This window comes from Enterococcus sp. XAF26B05_ASV22, from assembly GCF_056727285.1.
In genome coordinates this window covers 2,273,885-2,292,584 of the sequence record NZ_CM161538.1, presented here as the reverse complement: position 1 = coordinate 2,292,584, position 18,700 = coordinate 2,273,885, and the positions used below count along the sequence as shown (strand labels likewise).

At 33.0% G+C, this 18,700-nt stretch carries 19 protein-coding genes; 11 read left to right on the top strand and 8 right to left on the bottom strand.

Annotated features, from left to right (window positions below):
• Positions 1 to 6 precede the first annotated feature (6 nt).
• From AC1PU0_RS11305 to AC1PU0_RS11295, 3 genes are all read left to right on the top strand, one after another.
• Complete coding sequence (locus AC1PU0_RS11305) at positions 7 to 315, top strand: hypothetical protein (RefSeq protein WP_111247328.1); 309 nt, start codon at positions 7 to 9, stop codon at positions 313 to 315.
• A gap of 13 nt (positions 316 to 328) precedes the next feature.
• Positions 329 to 601: a hypothetical protein gene (locus AC1PU0_RS11300; RefSeq protein ID WP_242596459.1), complete on the top strand. Its 273-nt coding sequence runs from the start codon at positions 329 to 331 to the stop codon at positions 599 to 601.
• 1,363 nt (positions 602 to 1,964) lie between these two features.
• Positions 1,965 to 2,096, top strand: coding sequence for a putative holin-like toxin (locus AC1PU0_RS11295; RefSeq protein WP_479998346.1), 132 nt, complete (start codon positions 1,965 to 1,967; stop codon positions 2,094 to 2,096).
• Positions 2,097 to 2,370: 274 nt separating this feature from the next.
• On the opposite strand, the gene AC1PU0_RS11290 is transcribed toward AC1PU0_RS11295, so the two are convergent.
• Positions 2,371 to 3,279 carry a hypothetical protein gene (locus AC1PU0_RS11290; RefSeq protein WP_479998344.1) on the bottom strand — a complete coding sequence of 303 codons (909 nt, stop codon included), beginning with the start codon at positions 3,277 to 3,279 and terminating at the stop codon, positions 2,371 to 2,373.
• Between the two features lie 167 nt (positions 3,280 to 3,446).
• On the opposite strand from AC1PU0_RS11290, the gene AC1PU0_RS11285 reads away from it, so the two are divergent.
• Together AC1PU0_RS11285 and AC1PU0_RS11280 are read left to right on the top strand one after the other, a co-directional pair.
• Entirely contained in the window at positions 3,447 to 3,839 is a 393-nt protein-coding gene (locus AC1PU0_RS11285) for a (deoxy)nucleoside triphosphate pyrophosphohydrolase (RefSeq protein ID WP_479998342.1), read from the top strand.
• A gap of 2 nt (positions 3,840 to 3,841) precedes the next feature.
• The gene (locus AC1PU0_RS11280) at positions 3,842 to 6,748 is read left to right on the top strand and encodes a DEAD/DEAH box helicase (RefSeq protein ID WP_479998341.1); all 2,907 of its coding nucleotides are present in this window, start codon (positions 3,842 to 3,844) and stop codon (positions 6,746 to 6,748) included.
• Between the two features lie 47 nt (positions 6,749 to 6,795).
• Here AC1PU0_RS11280 and AC1PU0_RS11275 read toward each other — a convergent pair whose 3' ends face one another.
• Positions 6,796 to 7,251: a hypothetical protein gene (locus tag AC1PU0_RS11275; protein WP_479998339.1), complete on the bottom strand. Its 456-nt coding sequence runs from the start codon at positions 7,249 to 7,251 to the stop codon at positions 6,796 to 6,798.
• A gap of 994 nt (positions 7,252 to 8,245) precedes the next feature.
• On the opposite strand from AC1PU0_RS11275, the gene AC1PU0_RS11270 reads away from it, so the two are divergent.
• From AC1PU0_RS11270 to AC1PU0_RS11260, 3 genes are all read left to right on the top strand, one after another.
• Positions 8,246 to 8,401 (top strand): hypothetical protein, encoded by a 156-nt coding sequence (locus tag AC1PU0_RS11270; protein WP_206848126.1) that lies wholly within the window; start codon positions 8,246 to 8,248, stop codon positions 8,399 to 8,401.
• Between the two features lie 30 nt (positions 8,402 to 8,431).
• Complete coding sequence (locus tag AC1PU0_RS11265; protein ID WP_206848127.1) at positions 8,432 to 8,740, top strand: DUF3850 domain-containing protein; 309 nt, start codon at positions 8,432 to 8,434, stop codon at positions 8,738 to 8,740.
• Positions 8,741 to 9,024: 284 nt separating this feature from the next.
• Complete coding sequence (locus AC1PU0_RS11260; protein WP_206848128.1) at positions 9,025 to 9,162, top strand: hypothetical protein; 138 nt, start codon at positions 9,025 to 9,027, stop codon at positions 9,160 to 9,162.
• A gap of 438 nt (positions 9,163 to 9,600) precedes the next feature.
• Here AC1PU0_RS11260 and AC1PU0_RS11255 read toward each other — a convergent pair whose 3' ends face one another.
• The 6 genes from AC1PU0_RS11255 to AC1PU0_RS11230 all read right to left on the bottom strand — a co-directional run bounded on the left by AC1PU0_RS11255 (position 9,601) and on the right by AC1PU0_RS11230 (position 14,679).
• Entirely contained in the window at positions 9,601 to 9,825 is a 225-nt protein-coding gene (locus AC1PU0_RS11255) for a recombinase family protein (RefSeq protein WP_206848131.1), read from the bottom strand.
• Between the two features lie 15 nt (positions 9,826 to 9,840).
• Positions 9,841 to 10,656: an AAA family ATPase gene (locus AC1PU0_RS11250; protein ID WP_206848132.1), complete on the bottom strand. Its 816-nt coding sequence runs from the start codon at positions 10,654 to 10,656 to the stop codon at positions 9,841 to 9,843.
• Positions 10,649 to 12,088: a Mu transposase C-terminal domain-containing protein gene (locus AC1PU0_RS11245; protein WP_206848133.1), complete on the bottom strand. Its 1,440-nt coding sequence runs from the start codon at positions 12,086 to 12,088 to the stop codon at positions 10,649 to 10,651. The genes AC1PU0_RS11250 and AC1PU0_RS11245 overlap by 8 nt, the downstream gene beginning before the upstream one ends.
• Entirely contained in the window at positions 12,081 to 12,650 is a 570-nt protein-coding gene (locus AC1PU0_RS11240) for a recombinase family protein (RefSeq protein WP_206848134.1), read from the bottom strand. Before AC1PU0_RS11240 ends, AC1PU0_RS11245 begins: the two co-directional genes overlap by 8 nt.
• A gap of 291 nt (positions 12,651 to 12,941) precedes the next feature.
• Positions 12,942 to 13,670: a MucBP domain-containing protein gene (locus AC1PU0_RS11235; RefSeq protein WP_206848135.1), complete on the bottom strand. Its 729-nt coding sequence runs from the start codon at positions 13,668 to 13,670 to the stop codon at positions 12,942 to 12,944.
• Positions 13,654 to 14,679, bottom strand: a complete 1,026-nt coding sequence (locus tag AC1PU0_RS11230) for a MucBP domain-containing protein (RefSeq protein ID WP_479998336.1) — start codon at positions 14,677 to 14,679, stop codon at positions 13,654 to 13,656. The genes AC1PU0_RS11235 and AC1PU0_RS11230 overlap by 17 nt, the downstream gene beginning before the upstream one ends.
• 425 nt (positions 14,680 to 15,104) lie before the next feature.
• Between AC1PU0_RS11230 and AC1PU0_RS11225 the strand changes: the two genes are divergently transcribed.
• The 3 genes from AC1PU0_RS11225 (at position 15,105) to AC1PU0_RS11215 (ending at position 18,690) form a co-directional block, all read left to right on the top strand.
• Complete coding sequence (locus tag AC1PU0_RS11225) at positions 15,105 to 15,590, top strand: hypothetical protein (RefSeq protein WP_206848138.1); 486 nt, start codon at positions 15,105 to 15,107, stop codon at positions 15,588 to 15,590.
• A gap of 12 nt (positions 15,591 to 15,602) precedes the next feature.
• On the top strand, positions 15,603 to 16,343 hold the full coding sequence (locus AC1PU0_RS11220) for a hypothetical protein (RefSeq protein WP_206848139.1): 741 nt from the start codon (positions 15,603 to 15,605) through the stop codon (positions 16,341 to 16,343).
• Positions 16,344 to 16,503: 160 nt separating this feature from the next.
• Entirely contained in the window at positions 16,504 to 18,690 is a 2,187-nt protein-coding gene (locus AC1PU0_RS11215; protein ID WP_206848140.1) for a glycoside hydrolase domain-containing protein, read from the top strand.
• Positions 18,691 to 18,700 lie beyond the last annotated feature (10 nt).

The window sequence follows — 18,700 nt, the reverse complement described above, 5'->3', positions numbered from 1 at the left end:
GAAAAAATGAAAGCAGAAGAAGAATTACTAAGAGATTATCAAAGAAATAGGGCAGAATTAGAAGAACAAGAAGATACAGTGAAACGATATATGCGAAAAGGACAGGATTACACCCAAGAAATCTTTTTTCAAGTACGTCAGATACTAGGGAAAAGAAGCACTTCTATGGAGTCGATAATGGAAACTCAACGAGAATTACAGCGAAATGAAGACCATTATTTAGAAGAATTAGCACAGGAGCGCAAAGAGCTTATACTGCAACAAGAAGAAGTCGAACAATTTTATCGAAAGAAACGTCAAGAATTAACAAAATAGGAGGAAAAAGTTGTTGGTAAAAGATGAAAAAGAACGAAAAGAACGAGAAAAAGCATTCCGAAAAGAGAGTCAACGACTCGCAATAAAAGGGCTTGGGAAAAGCACGAATGAACAAAAAAACAAAGATAAAGAATCAATAAAAACAAAAGGAGAAACCGAACTAAAAGACGCAGCTGCGATGATAGGGACGACAGGAAGCTCATTTCAAGAGTCGGTAAAAGGACAATTCGGTAAAAAAGTGACAGAAGTATTTGAGCAACAAAAACAAACAATGGATCATTTTTAAAAAGATGAATCGTTTTATCTTTTTAGAACAGTTGAGATAGATAAAAGAATATTGAATAAACTGGTATCCAATGCTCAAAAAGAATAGGGTATTATGGCTAGTGTTGTTCTATCGATGTTGATTGGAAGACCAGTTTACAATCATATCGACTATTTTTCAAGAGTTTGAAGTTACTTCTGAAATAGATAAACGTACAATTTATTTACTGATAACGTTTGGCTGTTTGCTTATTTTTAGATCTATTATTATGTTCTACAATAAGCATAAGCTTAGAAAAGTATTATCTGTAGTAGGTTGCGATGTAACAATTGAAATTGAGGAAGAGAGTATTTCTACATATTATAAGAAGCATAGTATTATTCGATTGATTTTGATAGTTATGATTGCAGTAGGGATAAGCTATATAACGATTTTTTATCTGTTTGATTTATTATAAGTGTACTTATTTTTATATTTATGAATAGAAGTTATTTATTTCCATATGGTAATCGTTTTCGGATAAAAGACTAGGAGATTAAAAGAAATAAGGGTCAATAACTTTATGGTTTTTGACTCTTCGTCTATAAAGGATAGCAATGAAGAATGTATAGAATAAAATTCAAGTAAAGTTTGTAAAAAGACATGTACATATTTATATCTTTTTGTTAGAATAATTATCTCGCAGAGAGGAAGATTATTATGTCAACGATTGTACTTGTAATAGCCCTTCTATCACTTTTTTTAGACAGATTTTTTCCTCAAAAAAATAGTAGTGAGTTACTAAAGTATTATAAATTTGTTTTAATAATCATAGCCATCTTAGAAATATTGAATGGATGGGTGCTATAGCACCCATCCATTATTTTTATTGATTTGAAATGGAAGAAATACACCAATTTCTAACTCTTACAATAATTCCATGCTTGATTTCACCTTTAATATGATTTGCAATACTTGTAACTATATTTGCAGATACAGCAAGTAACAATCCTCACGTTTTTAAGAGAACTAAGAAGTTCATACAATGAAGCGATCTTGCAACTTGACAAAAAGAAAACAGAAATCTCTGAAGTTAAAAGAAAATAAGAGCCGTTGGAATGGTTTTTTCATAAAAAGTGAAAATTTCACCAACTTTTATGCTTAAAGTATTCTGCGATAAAATTGTCAAAAAGGATAAAACGAAAGTACGGATTTTCAATTAAAAGGTACTAAAAAAGTGAAAGAAACAAAGTTAATTATGATATACTAATCAATGTAGAAAGTTATGACGGTGGCGCTCTTTAGGAGGTGGTGCATATGATTGTATGTACTGAAATTACAGAAGAGACAACGCTCCTAATAGTCGCCTTGTACTGTTCAACATCGGTTCATAAAATCATTCACTGTGTTTCTCAGCAAAAGGAGAAGCCTTTTGTCCGCATTAGAAACAATTCAATTGATTCTAAGCTTTGGTATGTTTACCATTGCTTTGATTAAATTGGTTGTAGATATGCTTAAAAACGACAAAAAAAAATAACCGTCAACTTTGGCTAGTTCGGTTATTTTTTATAAGTAATTAAACTAAGTCGCCGTCTTAAACGGTCTACACAAGAGAGGTATGTTAGCGCATATCTCTCTTTTCTATTTTATTATACTACAAAATACTAAAAAATTGTAGTTTAACATGAAGATTTTCATGTTTCTGAAAAAGTTATCTGTAAATGAAGCGAAAATAAATTGCAAAAACCAGTTTATGAGAAATTAAAACTGGTTTTTTATGAAAAATATACTTATTTAAATTTAGTGGAATTCTAATTGTTTAAATTTCCTCTAGAAGCGAGTGCGACGAAAGTTGGAAGATTGACAGCTTTATTACGGTATCCTTTTATTCCGATTGTTAATGAAGCGTATTCGGAACAAAGTATCTCCTTTTTATTGTCTTTTTTGGTTTTGACATCGCTTAATGAACAAATGAGTATTTCAAAACGGTTTTTGATAGGTAAATTAACATAATCAGCTAAAATTTGTAAATTATTCCGTAATTGATCATTGTCAATTGGAGTGCTTTCAAAAAAAGCTTCTGTGAAAAATAACGTAGCTTTACCTCCGTCGTAAGATATACTAAATTCTAATTTTTCGTTAGCCGAATCAGCACTTCCAGCTATGTTAAGAAAAGCTTCATTATGTATGTTTTCAATTTGATTTAAAGTTCTTCTTGGAATTCTGGGAGGTGTAACTTTTACTCCGATTTCTTCTAACTCTTCAATAGTTTGAGAAGTACCATTTTTATCTACAACACCTCTACTTATTGGTATAGTTCCCTTTTCATTAGTTTTAGTTTTTTTTCTGGGTTTTGGCTTAGTGGATGGACTAGTTGGTTTAGGGTTTAATAAATCATTAATATGATCTTTCGATCTTTCCTCTAACTGTTTTTCTGTTAAAGTAACTGAAAGTTCTTCAGAAGAGGGAATATAGATTATCTTATCACTTGCCGTTGTAAAAAATTCACAATTTTCTGAATGGGAATCTCCAATGTGTAATCTAAGATGTGAAGCTCGAATAGTTCCTTTTGCAAATGTAAGTCTAGCATTGCAATTAATGATGTTATGATTTGGACAAATTAATTCTTCCTTTATAGTATTATAGTTTGGATGTTGTTCAATTTGTTCAATACTCATATTTTGGTTAGTATTATTACAATAAGCATTCATAATTGCCATTAAAATCATTCCTTTTTAACTATATGTTAACGCTTTCTTTCTGTATAGTCAATATTATTTTGGTATTATTTATATATTAATAAAAATATTGTACTTAACTACACAAATTTAATAAAACGGGTATAATAAATTGAGTATATAATTTTTTAAAAAGGATGACAGATATCATGAAAAAACAAATTAAAGTAGTTGGAGCTGTAATAGAAAAAAATGGAAAAATCCTCTGCGCCCAAAGAGATAAAGAAAAATCCCTAGCAGGTTTATGGGAATTCCCGGGAGGAAAAATTGAACAAAATGAAACTCCTCAACAAGCGTTAGAACGCGAAATCAAAGAAGAACTTCTATGCAAGGTTTCAATCAAAAATAAAATTATTACAGCAAGTTACGAATACGATTTTGGCATCGTGGAACTAACAACCTTCTTCTGTGAATTAATAGAAGGCGAACCAAAACTAACAGAACATGAAAGCATAAAATGGTTACCGATTTCCGAATTAAGTACTTTAGAGTGGGCATCAGCTGATATCCCAACAATTGATGCCTTAGTAAAAGGAGCATAAACATGAATCCTCTTCTAGAGAATTTCCAATCAGCACTTGAACATAGTTTTATTGATCAATCAAAAGAGTCAAACGAGCTTTACAAAGCAAAACTACTTGTAAATCCGGATGAAATGGGCAGAATGGTTCTAAATGATTTAGTAGATGAACTAGCAACATGTACAGAATTCTTCTTTGCAGTAGCGTTTATCACTGAAAGTGGATTGCTCGCAATTAAAACAGTTCTTTCTGATTTAGCTAAAAAAAATATTCGTGGAAGAATCATTACCTCAAATTATCTCTATTTTAATTCACCAAAAATGTTTAAAGAACTTTTAAAGCTAAAAAACGTAGATGTCCGAATTACAGAAATGGATGGTTTCCATGCAAAAGGCTATTCATTTAAGCATGATGACTATGAAACCATGATTTTGGGAAGTTCCAATCTAACCATCAAAGCATTAAAAGTAAATTGTGAATGGAATTTAAAGCTAAATTCACTTTCAAATGGTGACCTAATTCAAGCGATGAAACAGAATTTTGAGCATATGTGGGAAGAGTCAGAACCCTTATCTAATTCTTGGATTACTAAATATCAAATGGGCTACAAACCAATTTTGAATGTTCAAAAAGTTGATACGATGGAAGAACCATCAACGCAAATAGATCCAAAGTCCATAGTAGATGAAGTTGAGTACGCAACGAAACAGATTACGCCAAACGAGATGCAAAAGAAAGCTTTAATAGAAATTCAAAAAATGCGTGACTTAGAAAAACCAAAAGCAATGGTGGTTTCTGCAACAGGAACAGGGAAAACGTATTTATCAGCGTTCGATGTTAAGGCGTATCAACCAGAGAAATTTCTTTTTATTGTTCATCAGGAACAAATCTTAAAGAAAGCGAAAGATCAATTCATCAAAATACTAGGAGAAGATGGAGCGAAGTTTGGTATCTTATCTGGTAACAGTAAAGTCACCAATGAAAAATATATATTCGCGACAATCCAAACATTATCAAAAGATGAAGCTCTACAAAATTTTGCTAAAGATACATTCGATTATATTCTAATCGACGAAGTTCATCATGCAGGAGCAAAAACCTATCAAAAAGTAATCGACTATTTTGAACCCAATTTTCTTCTAGGCATGACGGCGACACCAGAAAGAACAGACGGATATAATATCTACGAAATGTTCGATTACAATGTAGCATATGAAATTAGATTACAAGAAGCGTTAAAAGAAAACATGCTGTGCCCGTTTCACTATTTTGGTATTACGGATATACAAGTTGATGGAAAAACAATTGATGATAAATCCTCTTTTAATCAACTAGTTAGTGACAAGCGAATCAATTATATAATAGAAAAAATCGATTATTACGGTCATTGCGGTGATAAAGTTCGTGGACTTATCTTTTGCGGAACGAAAAAAGAAGCGCATGAACTAGAACAACTATTTAATAATCATGGATTCCACACTAAAGCATTAACTGGTGATCATAAGATTGACGAACGTGATCGAGTAATTGCTCAATTAGAAGCTGGAAAACTTGACTACATTATCACAGTTGATATTTTTAATGAAGGAATTGATATTCCAAGCGTCAATCAAGTTGTAATGTTACGCAAAACAGAATCTAGTATCATTTTCACGCAACAATTAGGTCGTGGATTAAGGAAAGCTAAGAATAAAGATTTTGTGACAATCATCGATTTTATTGGGAACTATGACAATAACTATTTGATTCCAATCGCTTTAACAGAAGATAATTCCTTGAACAAAAATAATCTACGTAAAAAAACGATGGCAACAAAATACCTTCAAGGAATGTCGACAATCATGTTTGACGAAATTACTAAAAATAGGATTTTCCAATCAATTGAATCATCTAAATTGAACAATGCAAAAAACTATCGAGAAGCCTATCAAAATTTGAAAAACCGATTAGGTCGTATGCCGAAATTAATTGATTTTATTGAACAACAATCAGTTGATCCAGTCATTATTACGAAATATAAAGAAAATTATCCTGCGTTTTTAAACTGGCTAAATGAAGAGACCCTAGCATTAAATAATCAAGAAACAAAAGTCTTAACATTTTTATCCAATGAACTTTTGAATGGCAAAAGAAATCATGAATTATTGCTTTTATTAATGTTAATCGATAAGGAAAAAGTATCAACTGAAAATTATCAGTCGTATTTAAAAGAGCAAAATTATATTTACGATGAACAAACAATAAAATCTGTAGAACGTATTTTATCGTTAGACTTCTTTACTCAAAAGGAAAGAGAAAAATATGGTAATACTCCAATTGTAATTTATTCTAATGGTACATTTTCTCTAGAAAAATCATTTCAAAAGAATCTTCAGCAAAATAAATGGTTTGCTGAATGTGTAGAAGACATCATTAAGACATCTTTTGAACGTAGTAAGCGTTATGTATTAAGTGAACCATTAACATATAATGAAGTTTATGGGCGTAAAGATGTTTGCCGTTTACTAAACTGGGAAAATAACGAAACTAGCACAATGTATGGTTATCGAATCAAATATGATACTTGTCCAATTTTCGTAAACTACCATAAAGGTGACACGATCTCAAACGATGTAAAATATGAAGACGAGTTAATCGATCAACATACGTTATTATGGTATACACGTCCGAAATTAACTTTATCTAGTGGAGAAGTTGTGGAAATAATGAATTACAAAGAAACAAACTTAGCAATTCATGTTTTCGTTCAAAAAGAATCTGTTGGTGATCCTGAATTTATTTATCTAGGAAGAGCTTTTCCGAAGCTCGAAACAGCAAAGGAATTAATCAAACAAGATAAGAATGGAAAAGATACCAACATCGTAAGTATGGAAATGACGTTAGAAAAAGCTGTTCCATTAGAAACTTACGATTTCATCAAACAAAAATAACTTTTCAGAGGATGGATCATCTCCATCCTCTTTATAACATACGCAATCTACTCCAAATCCATTTTCCTAACCTCAAACCCAGTCTCAACCTTCTCAGCCCTAACCATTTCCATCACCAATTCATCCCCCAACTCAATCAACCGATTATAATCCTCATAAAAAGCATGAAACATCTGCGCCCGCGCATAATACTCCTTCACAATCCGTTTCTTATTAATCGGCCCAGACCGAAACTGAAAAAAATGATCCAAAATCGCCAAAGGCTCCTGCCAAGAAGCCATCTTCTCCATAAAATCCCGCAACTCAACGATATCCTGATACGTAACCGCCTTTAAATTCTGTCCTTGTTTATCCATTCTCCTGATCTCCTTCAAATAAGGCGGAGAAAAGCCGATAAGCGCCAAACGAAACCCAAGCCCAAATCCAACTTCTCCCACCAATTTTTTCACTAAATTTCTGGATTCAGTGACCGTTCTATCTGCACATTGACGAGGCAAACCCATAACCCAGCGCTACAAACGACTTTCAAAGCCTTGCTGTATTCATAACGCCTTCTCCCAGAGTAAAACAAAAAACGATACCGAACCTGTCAATATCGCCATCAATCAGCCAAACCAACCCCACAATTCACTCCTAAACCACCCTTAATCCCAAGAAATTAACAAAACCAACTAGAATTTCAAAAGAAAATTAGGTACAATAAAGAAGCTAGTGCTTCGGTGCTAGCAAATTGGCAACTTGTATAGATAGCTAGTAGATGTCTATGCAAGGCTTCATCGTTCGGTTGCCGCCAAACGGTGAAGTGCCTTTTTGTTTTATCCAGTTTTTCATCGATTCTTAAAACGTCCCTCCCTTCAAACATACTCGTAGGACAGAAAAAAACGGCATTGAGCAGATGCCCAATACCGTCGACAATAGTCTAATACCATATACACAACAACTAGTCATACCAAGAAAAAGCAAAGATTCCCTAGAAATCCCAACCCATTTTAGGTACAATAAAGAAGCTAGTACATGTTGCTAGCACTATTGGCAACTTGTTTGGACAGCTAGTACTGTCTTTACAAGGCTTCGATCGTAAGGTTGCCGCCGAACGATTGAAGTGCCAATTTTTATTTATATGTCTTGAACAGAGGTTGGGAAGAAAACGTCTAGCTCCGAGAACCAAGTAGGTACTGTGCAACATCAACTTATTTTTCGTTGTGTTTTACAGCAATAAGAGGGAATTCACGAAAAATGTTCTTCAATTTTTTGTGAATTTCAGCTTATTTCCGAAGGAGCTGTTTTTGTACCACCGTTTATCCCAATCTCGATCCTTATTTCTATCCTACACATTTTATTATACCGAAAGACACCACCCACCGCAACGGAATTCGGCATTTCCACCCATTAAATAACACCAAAAACAGCTCCCTTATATATAAGAAAAAATAACAAAAAAACTTTTTCCTCCTCAACCAATATTCACGGTTTTTGGGATAGGAAAGGAAGATAGCAATGAACAAAAAAATTGATTGGTTCAAAAATAAATTTGAAAAAGTATCAGAAGATCAACTGATAGAACAATTAGAGCAGGATATCAAAAATATTGAGAACCCCTATTCTGCTGAAATTTTACAAAGAGAGATTGATCGTTTAGAAAGACAACGTTAACGACGTTTTTTAGGAAAGGAAGGTACACATATGACAAGAAAACCAAATCAAATAATGGTTCACAGTTTGAAATCAGGTTTAAATTATTTTGAAGATGAAGAAACAGGGCATAAACCTTACACAATTAGAGTAGATGATCGTGAGTTTGAGTCAGGAGATTTTCTTTTTATTCAGGAATATGATTTTGACGAGAGTTACACAGGTAAATATTTCTTAGCTTTAATAACTTCTGTTTTTGGAAGAGAAGATCACGAAAAGGAATACGTGAAAGCAGGCACTGTAATACTAGGCATAAAATTAGTAAATGAATTGCCAAAAGAGCTAAATGGAGTTTGTTAAATAGCATGATTGTTATAAAGCTTCAGGTAAGGATAAAATGATCCTTTTATTTTAACCTTTTTATGTAAAATTAGAGTATAGTCATAAGTGATCTTGTGCAGCTGCAGTGAGATCACTTTTTTGTTGTAAATTATACGTGTTAATGATCATACTCTGACTCAAGTACCTTTAGTCTGGTTAAGTCTAATAATAAAATGGTTCAAAAAGAATAGAAAAAAATATTGACCATATGTTAATATTAAATTATTATATAGTTATGTATTGAATACAAAAGGAGAGATGAAATGAAGAAAGTGATATTAGGTTTATTTTTTAGTGGATTGTTGTTTTTTAGCGGAAATGTTTATGCAGATGGTGTGTCATTTTTCTTTTTAAATGGCATATTTTTTATCTCGATAAATGGCATACTAACCATAGAATAATTTACTGCTTATATAAACAAGTTATTCTATGGTTGATTTGCCAACTAATAATTAGCTTCCAAGTTATTCTTCTAATTCCCGCCTAATTCGATAAATTGTCGGTCGAGTTATACCTGTCATACTTTCAATAGTAGTAATTGGAAAGCCACTTAGCAACATGTCCTTAACTTGAAAATAAGTAGCTCTTGCTTTAAGATTTTTTGAATTGGCAGAGTACAGGGTTGGTCTCCCTTTATATACGCCATTTTCTTTGGCCCGCTGAATGCCTAGTAATTGTCGTTCTCTGTTCCATTCTTCCTTTATACGAGGTATCTCTTCCAACAGATCTACAAAAAGTTGGAATCCTAATTTATTAAATTGAGTATTGTCAGTTTCAAAATTTAAAAAATTAGAATTTATAACTGTTAAGTGTACTTTTTTAGAGTGGATAGAAATTACTCAATCACGAATTTCACGATAATTTTTTCCTAAGTGATTTAGACTTACAATAATTATTCTATCCCCAGGTTGGACCCATTCCAACATTAATTGGAACTCTTTCTTACTTGTGCCTTTAGTAGGTAGATCGACAAATATTTTCTGTATATCAAATTCAGCTAATTGATTTTTAAACAATGAAATCTTTTTTTCATTTTTATACATAGATGTATAGGCTACGTTCATTGACTCACTCCAGTTCTATTTTATCCCAATCACCAGGCTATCTCGTGCTGCTTCCACAACTTCTACAGAAACAGTCTTTAATTGATTTATTTCGAGTATTCGATCAATTTGAGTAAACAGTCTATGAATTAAACGGAAATTCCCACCGGTAATTTTTACAATGCTAGTAATTGCTTCGTAATCTGAGAAGTCTTCTAATTTTATGGGAATACCTAATTCTGACCATTTATATTCTAATATATGATGAGTTTCGTCTTTACTTAATTTATCAAACTCATGTGAAAATCCGATTCGAGAATAAAGTTGTGGGTAGCGGGATAACCTTTTCTCTATACCAGGTATTCCAATAAATATCATAGCTAAATTGTGCTGATCATAGATGTCCCTAAGTTGTTCTAAATGTTGTATTTTCAAACGATCAATTTCATCGATGATAATCAATTCAATTTCTTCGAATTCACTAAGTTGAATAGGTTCAATCTCACTTTCAGTTATTTTTGATTGGTATATTGATTTGCCATAAGACATTTTATAGCCCAGATCACGAATATCGCCACTTATTTTTGAACCTTTCTCAGCAGGTGCTGTATAAAAGAGTTTATTGGCCACTATTAGTTCTTTAGTGGCATATTTCCCCACTTGTGAAAGTAGTTGGTAATCTAACTGCGAACCTATCATGTCCCAATTTGTATAATGGCGAGAAGATAAAGTTTTACCTACGCCTGGTGTACCGTAACAAATCCCAATATATTTATACTTAATACATGCATCACAAAACTCAGCAAACCTTTTATATTCTTTTGTTTCAATAAATTGCTTTGTATTAGTCATTGAAGTACCTCTTTATTTTGGATTTATTAGATTTTTCATTTTTTATAGTTGATTCTGACATTTTATCTTCTATTACAGTCTGTGCCACTGAGTTTATTTCTACAGATTCTTCTTTTAACTGACGTCTTCTTTTATTTCTAGCAGCTACGATATCATTTAGATCAACAGTGAGATTTGATAGGTTGGGAGCTATAGCTGTACATAGATACATATTTTGGAAAAATCCTCGAATCTCTGCTAAATCTTTAGGATTATATCGAATTTGAACAGATTCACCTACATACGCAGATAAGTTACTATTTATATATTTAAATCCTTGAAAATATATACCATCTGAATGAACCTTTCGGGCTTTGGATATATGCAGTAATAATAGATCCAAGTCTTCCAAAGTATCAGGCATTTGTGGTAAGAAACCTGAGGCGTTCCAGAGGTTAACGGGCGTTTCTTGAATACTTGTATGAAGTCTATGATTGTAATTATAAATAAGAAAATCTTCGAGCTTGCGCTCTAGTTCTTGTATTGTTAATAAAGTTTCTGACTTACGATTTTTAATATATCCAGGTAAATTTTCCAAAAGTAATTGATTCACACTTTGAAAAAAGCGCTCTATTTTACCACGTCCTCTAGGAACACCTATTTTTGAAAAAATAAGTTGCATTTTTAAATCAATGGCAACTTGCTCTAGCTGTTTAGACGTAAAATCACTTCCGTGATCAGTATAGAATTTTTCAGGTATACCACAAACAGGCCATTTGGGATTTTCTTTTCGCCATATAGCCTGGTAAAGCATTAGTGCTGTATTAATTGCTGACGGATTTTTAAACGAGATATAATATCCTGCAACTGCTCTACTGTAGTCGTCAATAATGATTGAGAGCCACGGTCTACATATTCTGTTTTTTTCGTCTAAAACTTCAATGTCTAATAAAGTGTGATCCGCTTGCCAAATTTCGTTTGGTCGCTTCGATTCTCTTGTATAAACCAAGTCATATTTCTCTGAATAAAGTTTCTGACCATTATGAGCTAATTCAATCATTGAATCTGGGAGTTCCTTGACTATTTTGTATACCTGTTGATAGCTAGGAGCTGCTAACTCTTGTTGTTCACACTGAGAAATGATCTTCCGATGAATTGTAGCAATGCTAATTTGTCTATTACTCAAGCGAGAATTCTTGATTAAAGATTTTATATAATTTTCAACCTTTATATCCCCTAAATCTGATCTTTTCTGCCGAATCAATCCTTTTAAGCCTTTGGCATTATACTTTTCTTTCCATCTATATAAAGTCCTTAAAGGAATACCAGTATCGGAAGATATTATTGATAAAGGATGGTCATTCAGTATATTAGGCTCAATAATTTTATACTTATTTTCAGCAATTTCTCGCTGACTATCTGTAAAATAGCTCAAAGGTTTAAAGTTATTCATACTCTTTCTCCATCTTCTCTAGATAGCGATAGACAGTTGTTCGAGAAATATTCCACTTATCCGCAATTGCTTTAATTGGTGTTCCATTATCTACCAAAGTTTTCAATAATTCCAAATCTTGTTTCGTTAATTTTTCTGGTCGTCCACCAAAGCGCCCTCTAGCTCTTGCAGCGGCTCTACCAGCAGCAGAACGTTCTAAAATGAGATTACGCTCAAATTCCGCAAATGCTGCAAATAAGTGAAAGATCAATTGCCCAGTAGAACTTGATTTATCCATGGTGATATTCTCTTGTGTACTGTGGAAACTCACACCCTGTTCATTCAATCGATTCACTAAAGAAATTAGATCCTCCATATTTCTTCCTAATCGATCTAATCGCCATACAACAATTTTGTCTCCAGCTCGCGCATAATCAATCGCAGCTTCTAAACCAGGACGCTTGCTTTTTGAACCACTCAAATGATCCGTAAAGATTTTTTCACAGCCATATTTTTTTAGACTGTCTTCCTGAAGATCCAAATTTTGTAATCCAGTGGATACTCGTGCATAACCAATATTCAAAATTATCCGCTCCTCTCTATTTTATTGTACCATATCTTTAATGCTAATGATTAATTGAACATAGATTTCGTTATGGCTTTTTGAACACTATATAGCTAAAGATCGTGGTAGAAAATGCAGAAAAAAGAAGTGTCCAGAAAATGGTCATTTTCTGGACACTGAAACCAAATAAGAGAGTGCTATAATTTATCTCTGTGCTATTTTTCGGGAAGAATAGTCGTTCATAGACTTGGATTATAAAAATAAACACTAAGAATGTTACTCCTTAGCGTTTATTTTAAGATTGTACTTTTATATATTTGACTTTCTTTTATAAAAATAAAAAATTGAAAATAATAGTAGCCCAATAACTCCTGCTGTACTTAATGAAGTTGTTCTTTCTCCCATAAGTGGTAGTTTATAACCATCTTTTTTTTGTTGAGTAGACACATTACTTGAGTTTTTAGATATTCTATTTTTATCTGAACTATCGTCATTAGGAGTTTTTGTAGTTTCCTTTTCTTTCTTGTACACATACGTGACAGTCTGTGCTTCTTCACTAAATGTTCCTTTGGTATTCTCTGGCATCCCTGTCAATGTCCAACCTGAAATATTCTTAGCACTTGTTTCATATGGTAAATTTACTTTGCCAGTCAAAACCTCACTTGAAGCTAATTCGTTCCCTTCAGTATCAACATACTGAACAGTTACTGGACTTGCTTCAGCTCGATCATACACATACGTAACGGTCTGCGCTTCTTCACTAAAAGTTGCTTTTGCATTCTCTGGTATCTCTGTTAATTTCCACCCCGGAATATTTTTAGCAGCTGTTTCATATGGTAAACTTACTTTGCCAGTCAAGACTTCACTTGGAACTAATTCATTCCCTTCAGTATCAACATACTGAACAGTTACTGGACTTGCTTCAGCTCGATCATACACATACGTAACGGTCTGCGCTTCTTCACTAAAGATTCCTTTTGCATTCTCTGGTATCTCTGTTAATGTCCAACCAGAAATATTTTTAACAACTGTTTTCATATGGTAAACTTACTTTGCCAGTCAACGTTTCACTTGGAGCTAGCTCATTTCCTTCAGTATCAATGTAATTAACAACAACAGGTGATCCTTCTATTCTTTCGTACATATAAGTTACGACTTGGTCTTCATCTAAAAATTTACCTGTTGCATTTTGAGGAAATGATATTAATTTATAGTTGGGAATTTCTAATTCAGAAGTAGTATAATCTTGTCCTAACTCTCCATATAGTAACTTTGGGTCTATTAAAGAATTGCCAAGCTCATCTATATAAACTGCTGTAACCATACGATAACTATCAAAAGAGACTGTACTATTTAGGCGATCGTCTTCAAAGAATTGTGCTAACTCATTTATTCCTGAGTTTGTATTTTCCCAAACAACCGTGGCTGTATTTTTTATTTCAACACGTTCTGAGGATGCCATTTTAGAAAATGTCACTTTTATTCCTTTTAATTGAGTAATATCAGTAGGTGGTATACTATCAAAAGTTGATTTATCTACTGAATATTCAATAGAATATGTAGTGTTGGTGGGGACTACTACTTCCGGTAAAGACTGTATAGCTATGGTATCTGAAAATAAAATTGTCTCAGAAAAATTTGTACTTGAACCAGAGTTTTGAGAAATTATTTTAGAAAATGAAATGGGGGCAATATTGTCTTTAACAATATTTATTGTAGGATTGGAAAACATGTTTTGTCCATTGATAACGAACCATCTTCCCGTTACTCCGCCTAGGCTACGAGTAGCATTGTCTATATTTTTTAAAAAATTATTATCAGCATTGTAGTTGACTTGATCTGACAAAAACTGATCATCACTAGTCTCTTCATTTTTTTCGATTTCTTGTATATCATTAAAATTCTCTGTGGAATTAGTTGTTTCTATACTCGGTTCAGCAGACAACTGAGTTTGTTCTTTTTCACCACTAAATTCTTCTGCCATTGCTTCCATACTGTTAGATAGTAACAAAAAACTGATCAATATAATTGTAGAAATTTTTTTCATTCATTTCAACCTTTCTAAATAAGAATAAGCTTAAATATATCACAAAATATATTAATTAAAAATTAACTAAATGAAAGGATTTACTCGCCCGCCATTTATCGAGGCAAAAATCCCGCCATTTAAAAAGTAAATTGACATTGAAGCTGATTCTAGTAGATTTTTAGTGTTAATTTCTAATGGAAACTAATTCTAATGAATATTAGAGATAAGAATATTATTTGAATTTTGATAATGCTAACACCTTCAGAATAAAAATAATTTTTTAGCTAGAGTACAATTGCTTATTTATTGTAACTATAATGAAAAATAAGTTCTAATTTTTAGATAAAAAAGTTTACTATGTAATGTAGAAGTGATAAAATGTGAACAGATGTAAAGTGAAGGTTATATCGTCAGAAAAATTCTAAAGAGATCGAGGTTGCTTTATGAAAAGATTATTGTTACTAATAGGTGCATGCGCATTTTTTTTATTTGCAGCAGGAAAGCTAATTTCAAGTAATCAACATGTGGAAGCGAAAAATGTCTTAACTTCTACTATGATTACGTCAGACAGAGAAGTTTCTGAAACTCAAACACATGACGCTAATAGTGCTACTGTTTCAATAGATAATATGAGTGCCGAAGAGATATATGGCAGATTTGGTTATTTGACAGATGAGCAAATAGAAAATTATTATCCTGGACTTGATGATACGGATAAGGTTGTTGCTCCAACTGGGGGTGGGATTATCAGTGGTGATAGTGATACAAGTAGCGTAGTTTTGGAAAAACTGTCCGAGGATGATTCAACAAAAAATGTTTTAGCTGAAATCAATCCGAATACAGACCCTAACGCAATAACATATAAAAAATTAAAAGATTTTTTAAAAGAGCACCAAGAAGAGATGTGCGAAATACTTCAAAATGAATAAGAGGAGCTAATTATGAAACAAATGAAATTATGTTTGTTGTTATTACCGGTATTATATTTGACTGTGGTGAGTACTGAAAAAGCTAATGCAGCAGAATATAAACCAGTAACACAATCTCGATCTATTGTAAGTCAGCCAGAAAATGATGAGGAAATTATTGAAAATCTTTTTTCAGATCTTGATGATACAGATAATGTTCTTATTCTTCCAGATGGAGGAATTGCTCATGGGCAGGTAGATTTAATTATTCCTTCTGAAAATGAAAAGAATGATGAAGTTGTAAAAGAATACAATAGTGAAGAGGATGAGCAAGCTATTACAGTTGCCGAGGCTAAATCGATGATTAATGAACAAGCTGAAAATTTTGATTTTACTAAGCCTAATTCTAATCCATTATTAAGAAAGAATCTGCCAACTCAAGGCTATAAATTAGGAGCAGGAGGTTCATATAGATCTAACCCTTTTTCTGGTAGCGGATGGGTTACTAGTGGCTACTATTTTGTTCCGACAGCAGGTACGGGGAATTATTTACTATGGCAAACCTTTTTAGATGATGGTGTAGTTGGCGGATATAATCAAATGTTCCCTACTATTAATGGTAACGGTATTTCTGGCACTATAGTATATGCATCAATGGGAAAAAGACTTGTGTTACCTTCTGGAAACCCTAGTTGGGATCCTGCAAGAGCTTACTTTGCTTCGCTTAATCCAGTTCGTGGATCTGGCTACTGGGTAGCCAATAAAAATTCGTAGTACAAAATGATTAAATTAGAACTTTATCCTTTGTGATAAAGTTTTTTTTGTGGGCGATTTTTGGGAGAGAATCAACAGGTTGGATGATATTGTTCTTGTTATACTCAAATTATATTAATGCGCATTAATATAAAAACTATAATAAGAAAGAAGGATATATATGGATCAAATGGTTTTTGAAACACAAAAATGGTTAAATAAAACTTATTCTTTTGAAACTGGTATGGTACCCCAAGATGGTAAAACCGGATGGCGTACAATTTATGCTTTAAGAAGAGCGTTGCAACAAGAGATGGGGATCACAGCGACGTCTGATAATTTTGGACCCACAACGGAAAGATATTTTAAAGAAAAGGTAGAGCCTACATTTAAAGATGGTGGAAATCCTAAAAAAAATATTGTCAAAATTTTACAAGGTGGATTTTGGTGCAAAGGGATCAATCCTGGAGTAAGTGGTACAGAAGCATTAGACGGTATCTATTCTAAATTCACTAAACAAGCTGTTCAAGAGTTCCAAAAAATGGCAGGTTTAAATCCAGATGGCTATTTAACAGCGATGCTAATGAAAGCATTATTAGATATGAGTGCCTTTGCCTTGTTAGGCGATGTCAATATTCGCTTGATGCAACAAGAATTAAATAGAAAATATAACAAGTATTTTGGTCTCCTTCCATGTGACGGTATTTACCAAAGAGAAACCAATGAAGCATTGATTTATGCACTTCAAGCAGAACTTGGTATGGGACCTGAAACAGCAAATGGTTATTATGGACCAGGTACTACTACTCAAACACCAACTTTGGTAGAAAGCAATAGTGGAAACTTTGTTAAAATCTTGCAGTGGGCACTATATGTAAATGGTTTTAATCAGGTTGGAAATTTTGATGGTAAATTTACGGCTATTCTAGGTGAAGAAGTTTATTCTTTTAGAGACTTTATGAAATTACCACCCTATAATAAAGTGGCAGATATGACGGTAATCAAGGGATTACTTTCAAGTGCTGGTAATACAAATAGGTCAGCTTCAGCATGTGATATGGCCACTCAGCTGACAAAGCAGCAAGCACAAGTCATTAAGAATAATGGATTCTCGATTGTAGGACGATATTTAACCGGAAGTGTAGGCGTTGGAGCTAACAAACGAGATAAGAATCTGACCTTAACCGAAATTAAAAACATTACAGATTCAGGATTAAATATTTTTCCTATCTATCAAGATGGCGGATGGGAAGAGTCATATTTTAACAGCGGACAAGGAAATTATGATGGATCAATAGCAGCACAAACAGCCTTTTCATTGGGGTTCCCATCCGGAACTACAATATATTTTGCCGTAGACGTAGATATTCAGGATGGTGACATTCAGGGAACAGTCATTCCTTATATCAATAAAGTAAAAGAAGCAATCGATGCACATGGGATGTATAAAGTTGGTATTTACGGAACTAGAAATGTATGTCAGAAAGCTGTAGATTCAGGTGCAGTAACTAACTGTTTTGTTTCAGATATGTCTACTGGTTTTAGTGGTAACTTAGGGTTTGCGATGCCAAAAGAATGGGCATTTGATCAGTTTTATGAACATAGTAATCTAGGATTCCCTATTGATAATGTTGCTGTATCAGGAAGAGATTTTGGAGTAAAAAAATTCAATAGTAGATTAGAAAATGATATACAATTGGAAACAAAAAAACTATTAAACTCGTTGGGAGAAAATTTTGCAATTAAGGATATTGGTATAAGCTTAGATATTCCTACGCAAATTATTAATACACCGAATTTAGAGGTGTATATTACTACAAGTTCTTCATGGACAAAAGAAATTAACGATTCTGGAATGTCAATTCAAGTTTCAGATGGAAAAATAAGTAAAGAAATCTATATAAATCCGATTCAGCAATCCATTAATGCGTATAAGAAGTATTTTGCTGGATCACCTGAACAAAAATTTGAAATGCTTTTAAATAGCTTAGCTCCGACTGTACAAGAAGGGTTTATTGAAACTGGATTTTGTGTAAGAAATAATCTAGTAGGAACAAAAATTGTAATAAAAAAAGAAATTGGTGATTCTTCATCTATTGGAAAAATGCAGTTAACAATTGAAATGTATCCTAAACCGTTAAGTCCTATTGACATTAAAATAACACAGCCTGAATATAAAAAAATCCATGATAGTATTAAAGCAAACGACTATACAATACCAGAATTTGATTTAGCTCCAGGCTTAGTTATGGCTACCGTTGCTGGCGTTATTGCTGTAGCAGGAGCGTATGCAACGGGGATAGGAGAAATTGCAACAGTGGCAGTCGCGCTATTCACATTCTTTGCTGCTATGTTTGACAAAGATTGATATTAGATTC

Excerpts from the sequence above, each read along its gene's own strand:
- AC1PU0_RS11245 (WP_206848133.1), bottom strand. The coding sequence starts at position 12,088 with ATGAATAACTTTAAACCTTTGAGCTATTTTACAGATAGTCAGCGAGAA.
- AC1PU0_RS11305 (WP_111247328.1), top strand. The coding sequence starts at position 7 with ATGAAAGCAGAAGAAGAATTACTAAGAGATTATCAAAGAAATAGGGCA.
- AC1PU0_RS11250 (WP_206848132.1), bottom strand. The coding sequence starts at position 10,656 with ATGACTAATACAAAGCAATTTATTGAAACAAAAGAATATAAAAGGTTT.
- AC1PU0_RS11225 (WP_206848138.1), top strand. The coding sequence starts at position 15,105 with ATGAAAAGATTATTGTTACTAATAGGTGCATGCGCATTTTTTTTATTT.
- AC1PU0_RS11235 (WP_206848135.1), bottom strand. The coding sequence starts at position 13,670 with ATGAAAACAGTTGTTAAAAATATTTCTGGTTGGACATTAACAGAGATA.
- AC1PU0_RS11265 (WP_206848127.1), top strand. The coding sequence starts at position 8,432 with ATGACAAGAAAACCAAATCAAATAATGGTTCACAGTTTGAAATCAGGT.
- AC1PU0_RS11230 (WP_479998336.1), bottom strand. The coding sequence starts at position 14,679 with ATGAAAAAAATTTCTACAATTATATTGATCAGTTTTTTGTTACTATCT.
- AC1PU0_RS11275 (WP_479998339.1), bottom strand. The coding sequence starts at position 7,251 with ATGGGTTTGCCTCGTCAATGTGCAGATAGAACGGTCACTGAATCCAGA.
- AC1PU0_RS11255 (WP_206848131.1), bottom strand. The coding sequence starts at position 9,825 with ATGAACGTAGCCTATACATCTATGTATAAAAATGAAAAAAAGATTTCA.
- AC1PU0_RS11290 (WP_479998344.1), bottom strand. The coding sequence starts at position 3,279 with ATGGCAATTATGAATGCTTATTGTAATAATACTAACCAAAATATGAGT.
- AC1PU0_RS11285 (WP_479998342.1), top strand. The coding sequence starts at position 3,447 with ATGAAAAAACAAATTAAAGTAGTTGGAGCTGTAATAGAAAAAAATGGA.
- AC1PU0_RS11215 (WP_206848140.1), top strand. The coding sequence starts at position 16,504 with ATGGATCAAATGGTTTTTGAAACACAAAAATGGTTAAATAAAACTTAT.
- AC1PU0_RS11260 (WP_206848128.1), top strand. The coding sequence starts at position 9,025 with ATGAAGAAAGTGATATTAGGTTTATTTTTTAGTGGATTGTTGTTTTTT.
- AC1PU0_RS11280 (WP_479998341.1), top strand. The coding sequence starts at position 3,842 with ATGAATCCTCTTCTAGAGAATTTCCAATCAGCACTTGAACATAGTTTT.
- AC1PU0_RS11270 (WP_206848126.1), top strand. The coding sequence starts at position 8,246 with ATGAACAAAAAAATTGATTGGTTCAAAAATAAATTTGAAAAAGTATCA.
- AC1PU0_RS11220 (WP_206848139.1), top strand. The coding sequence starts at position 15,603 with ATGAAACAAATGAAATTATGTTTGTTGTTATTACCGGTATTATATTTG.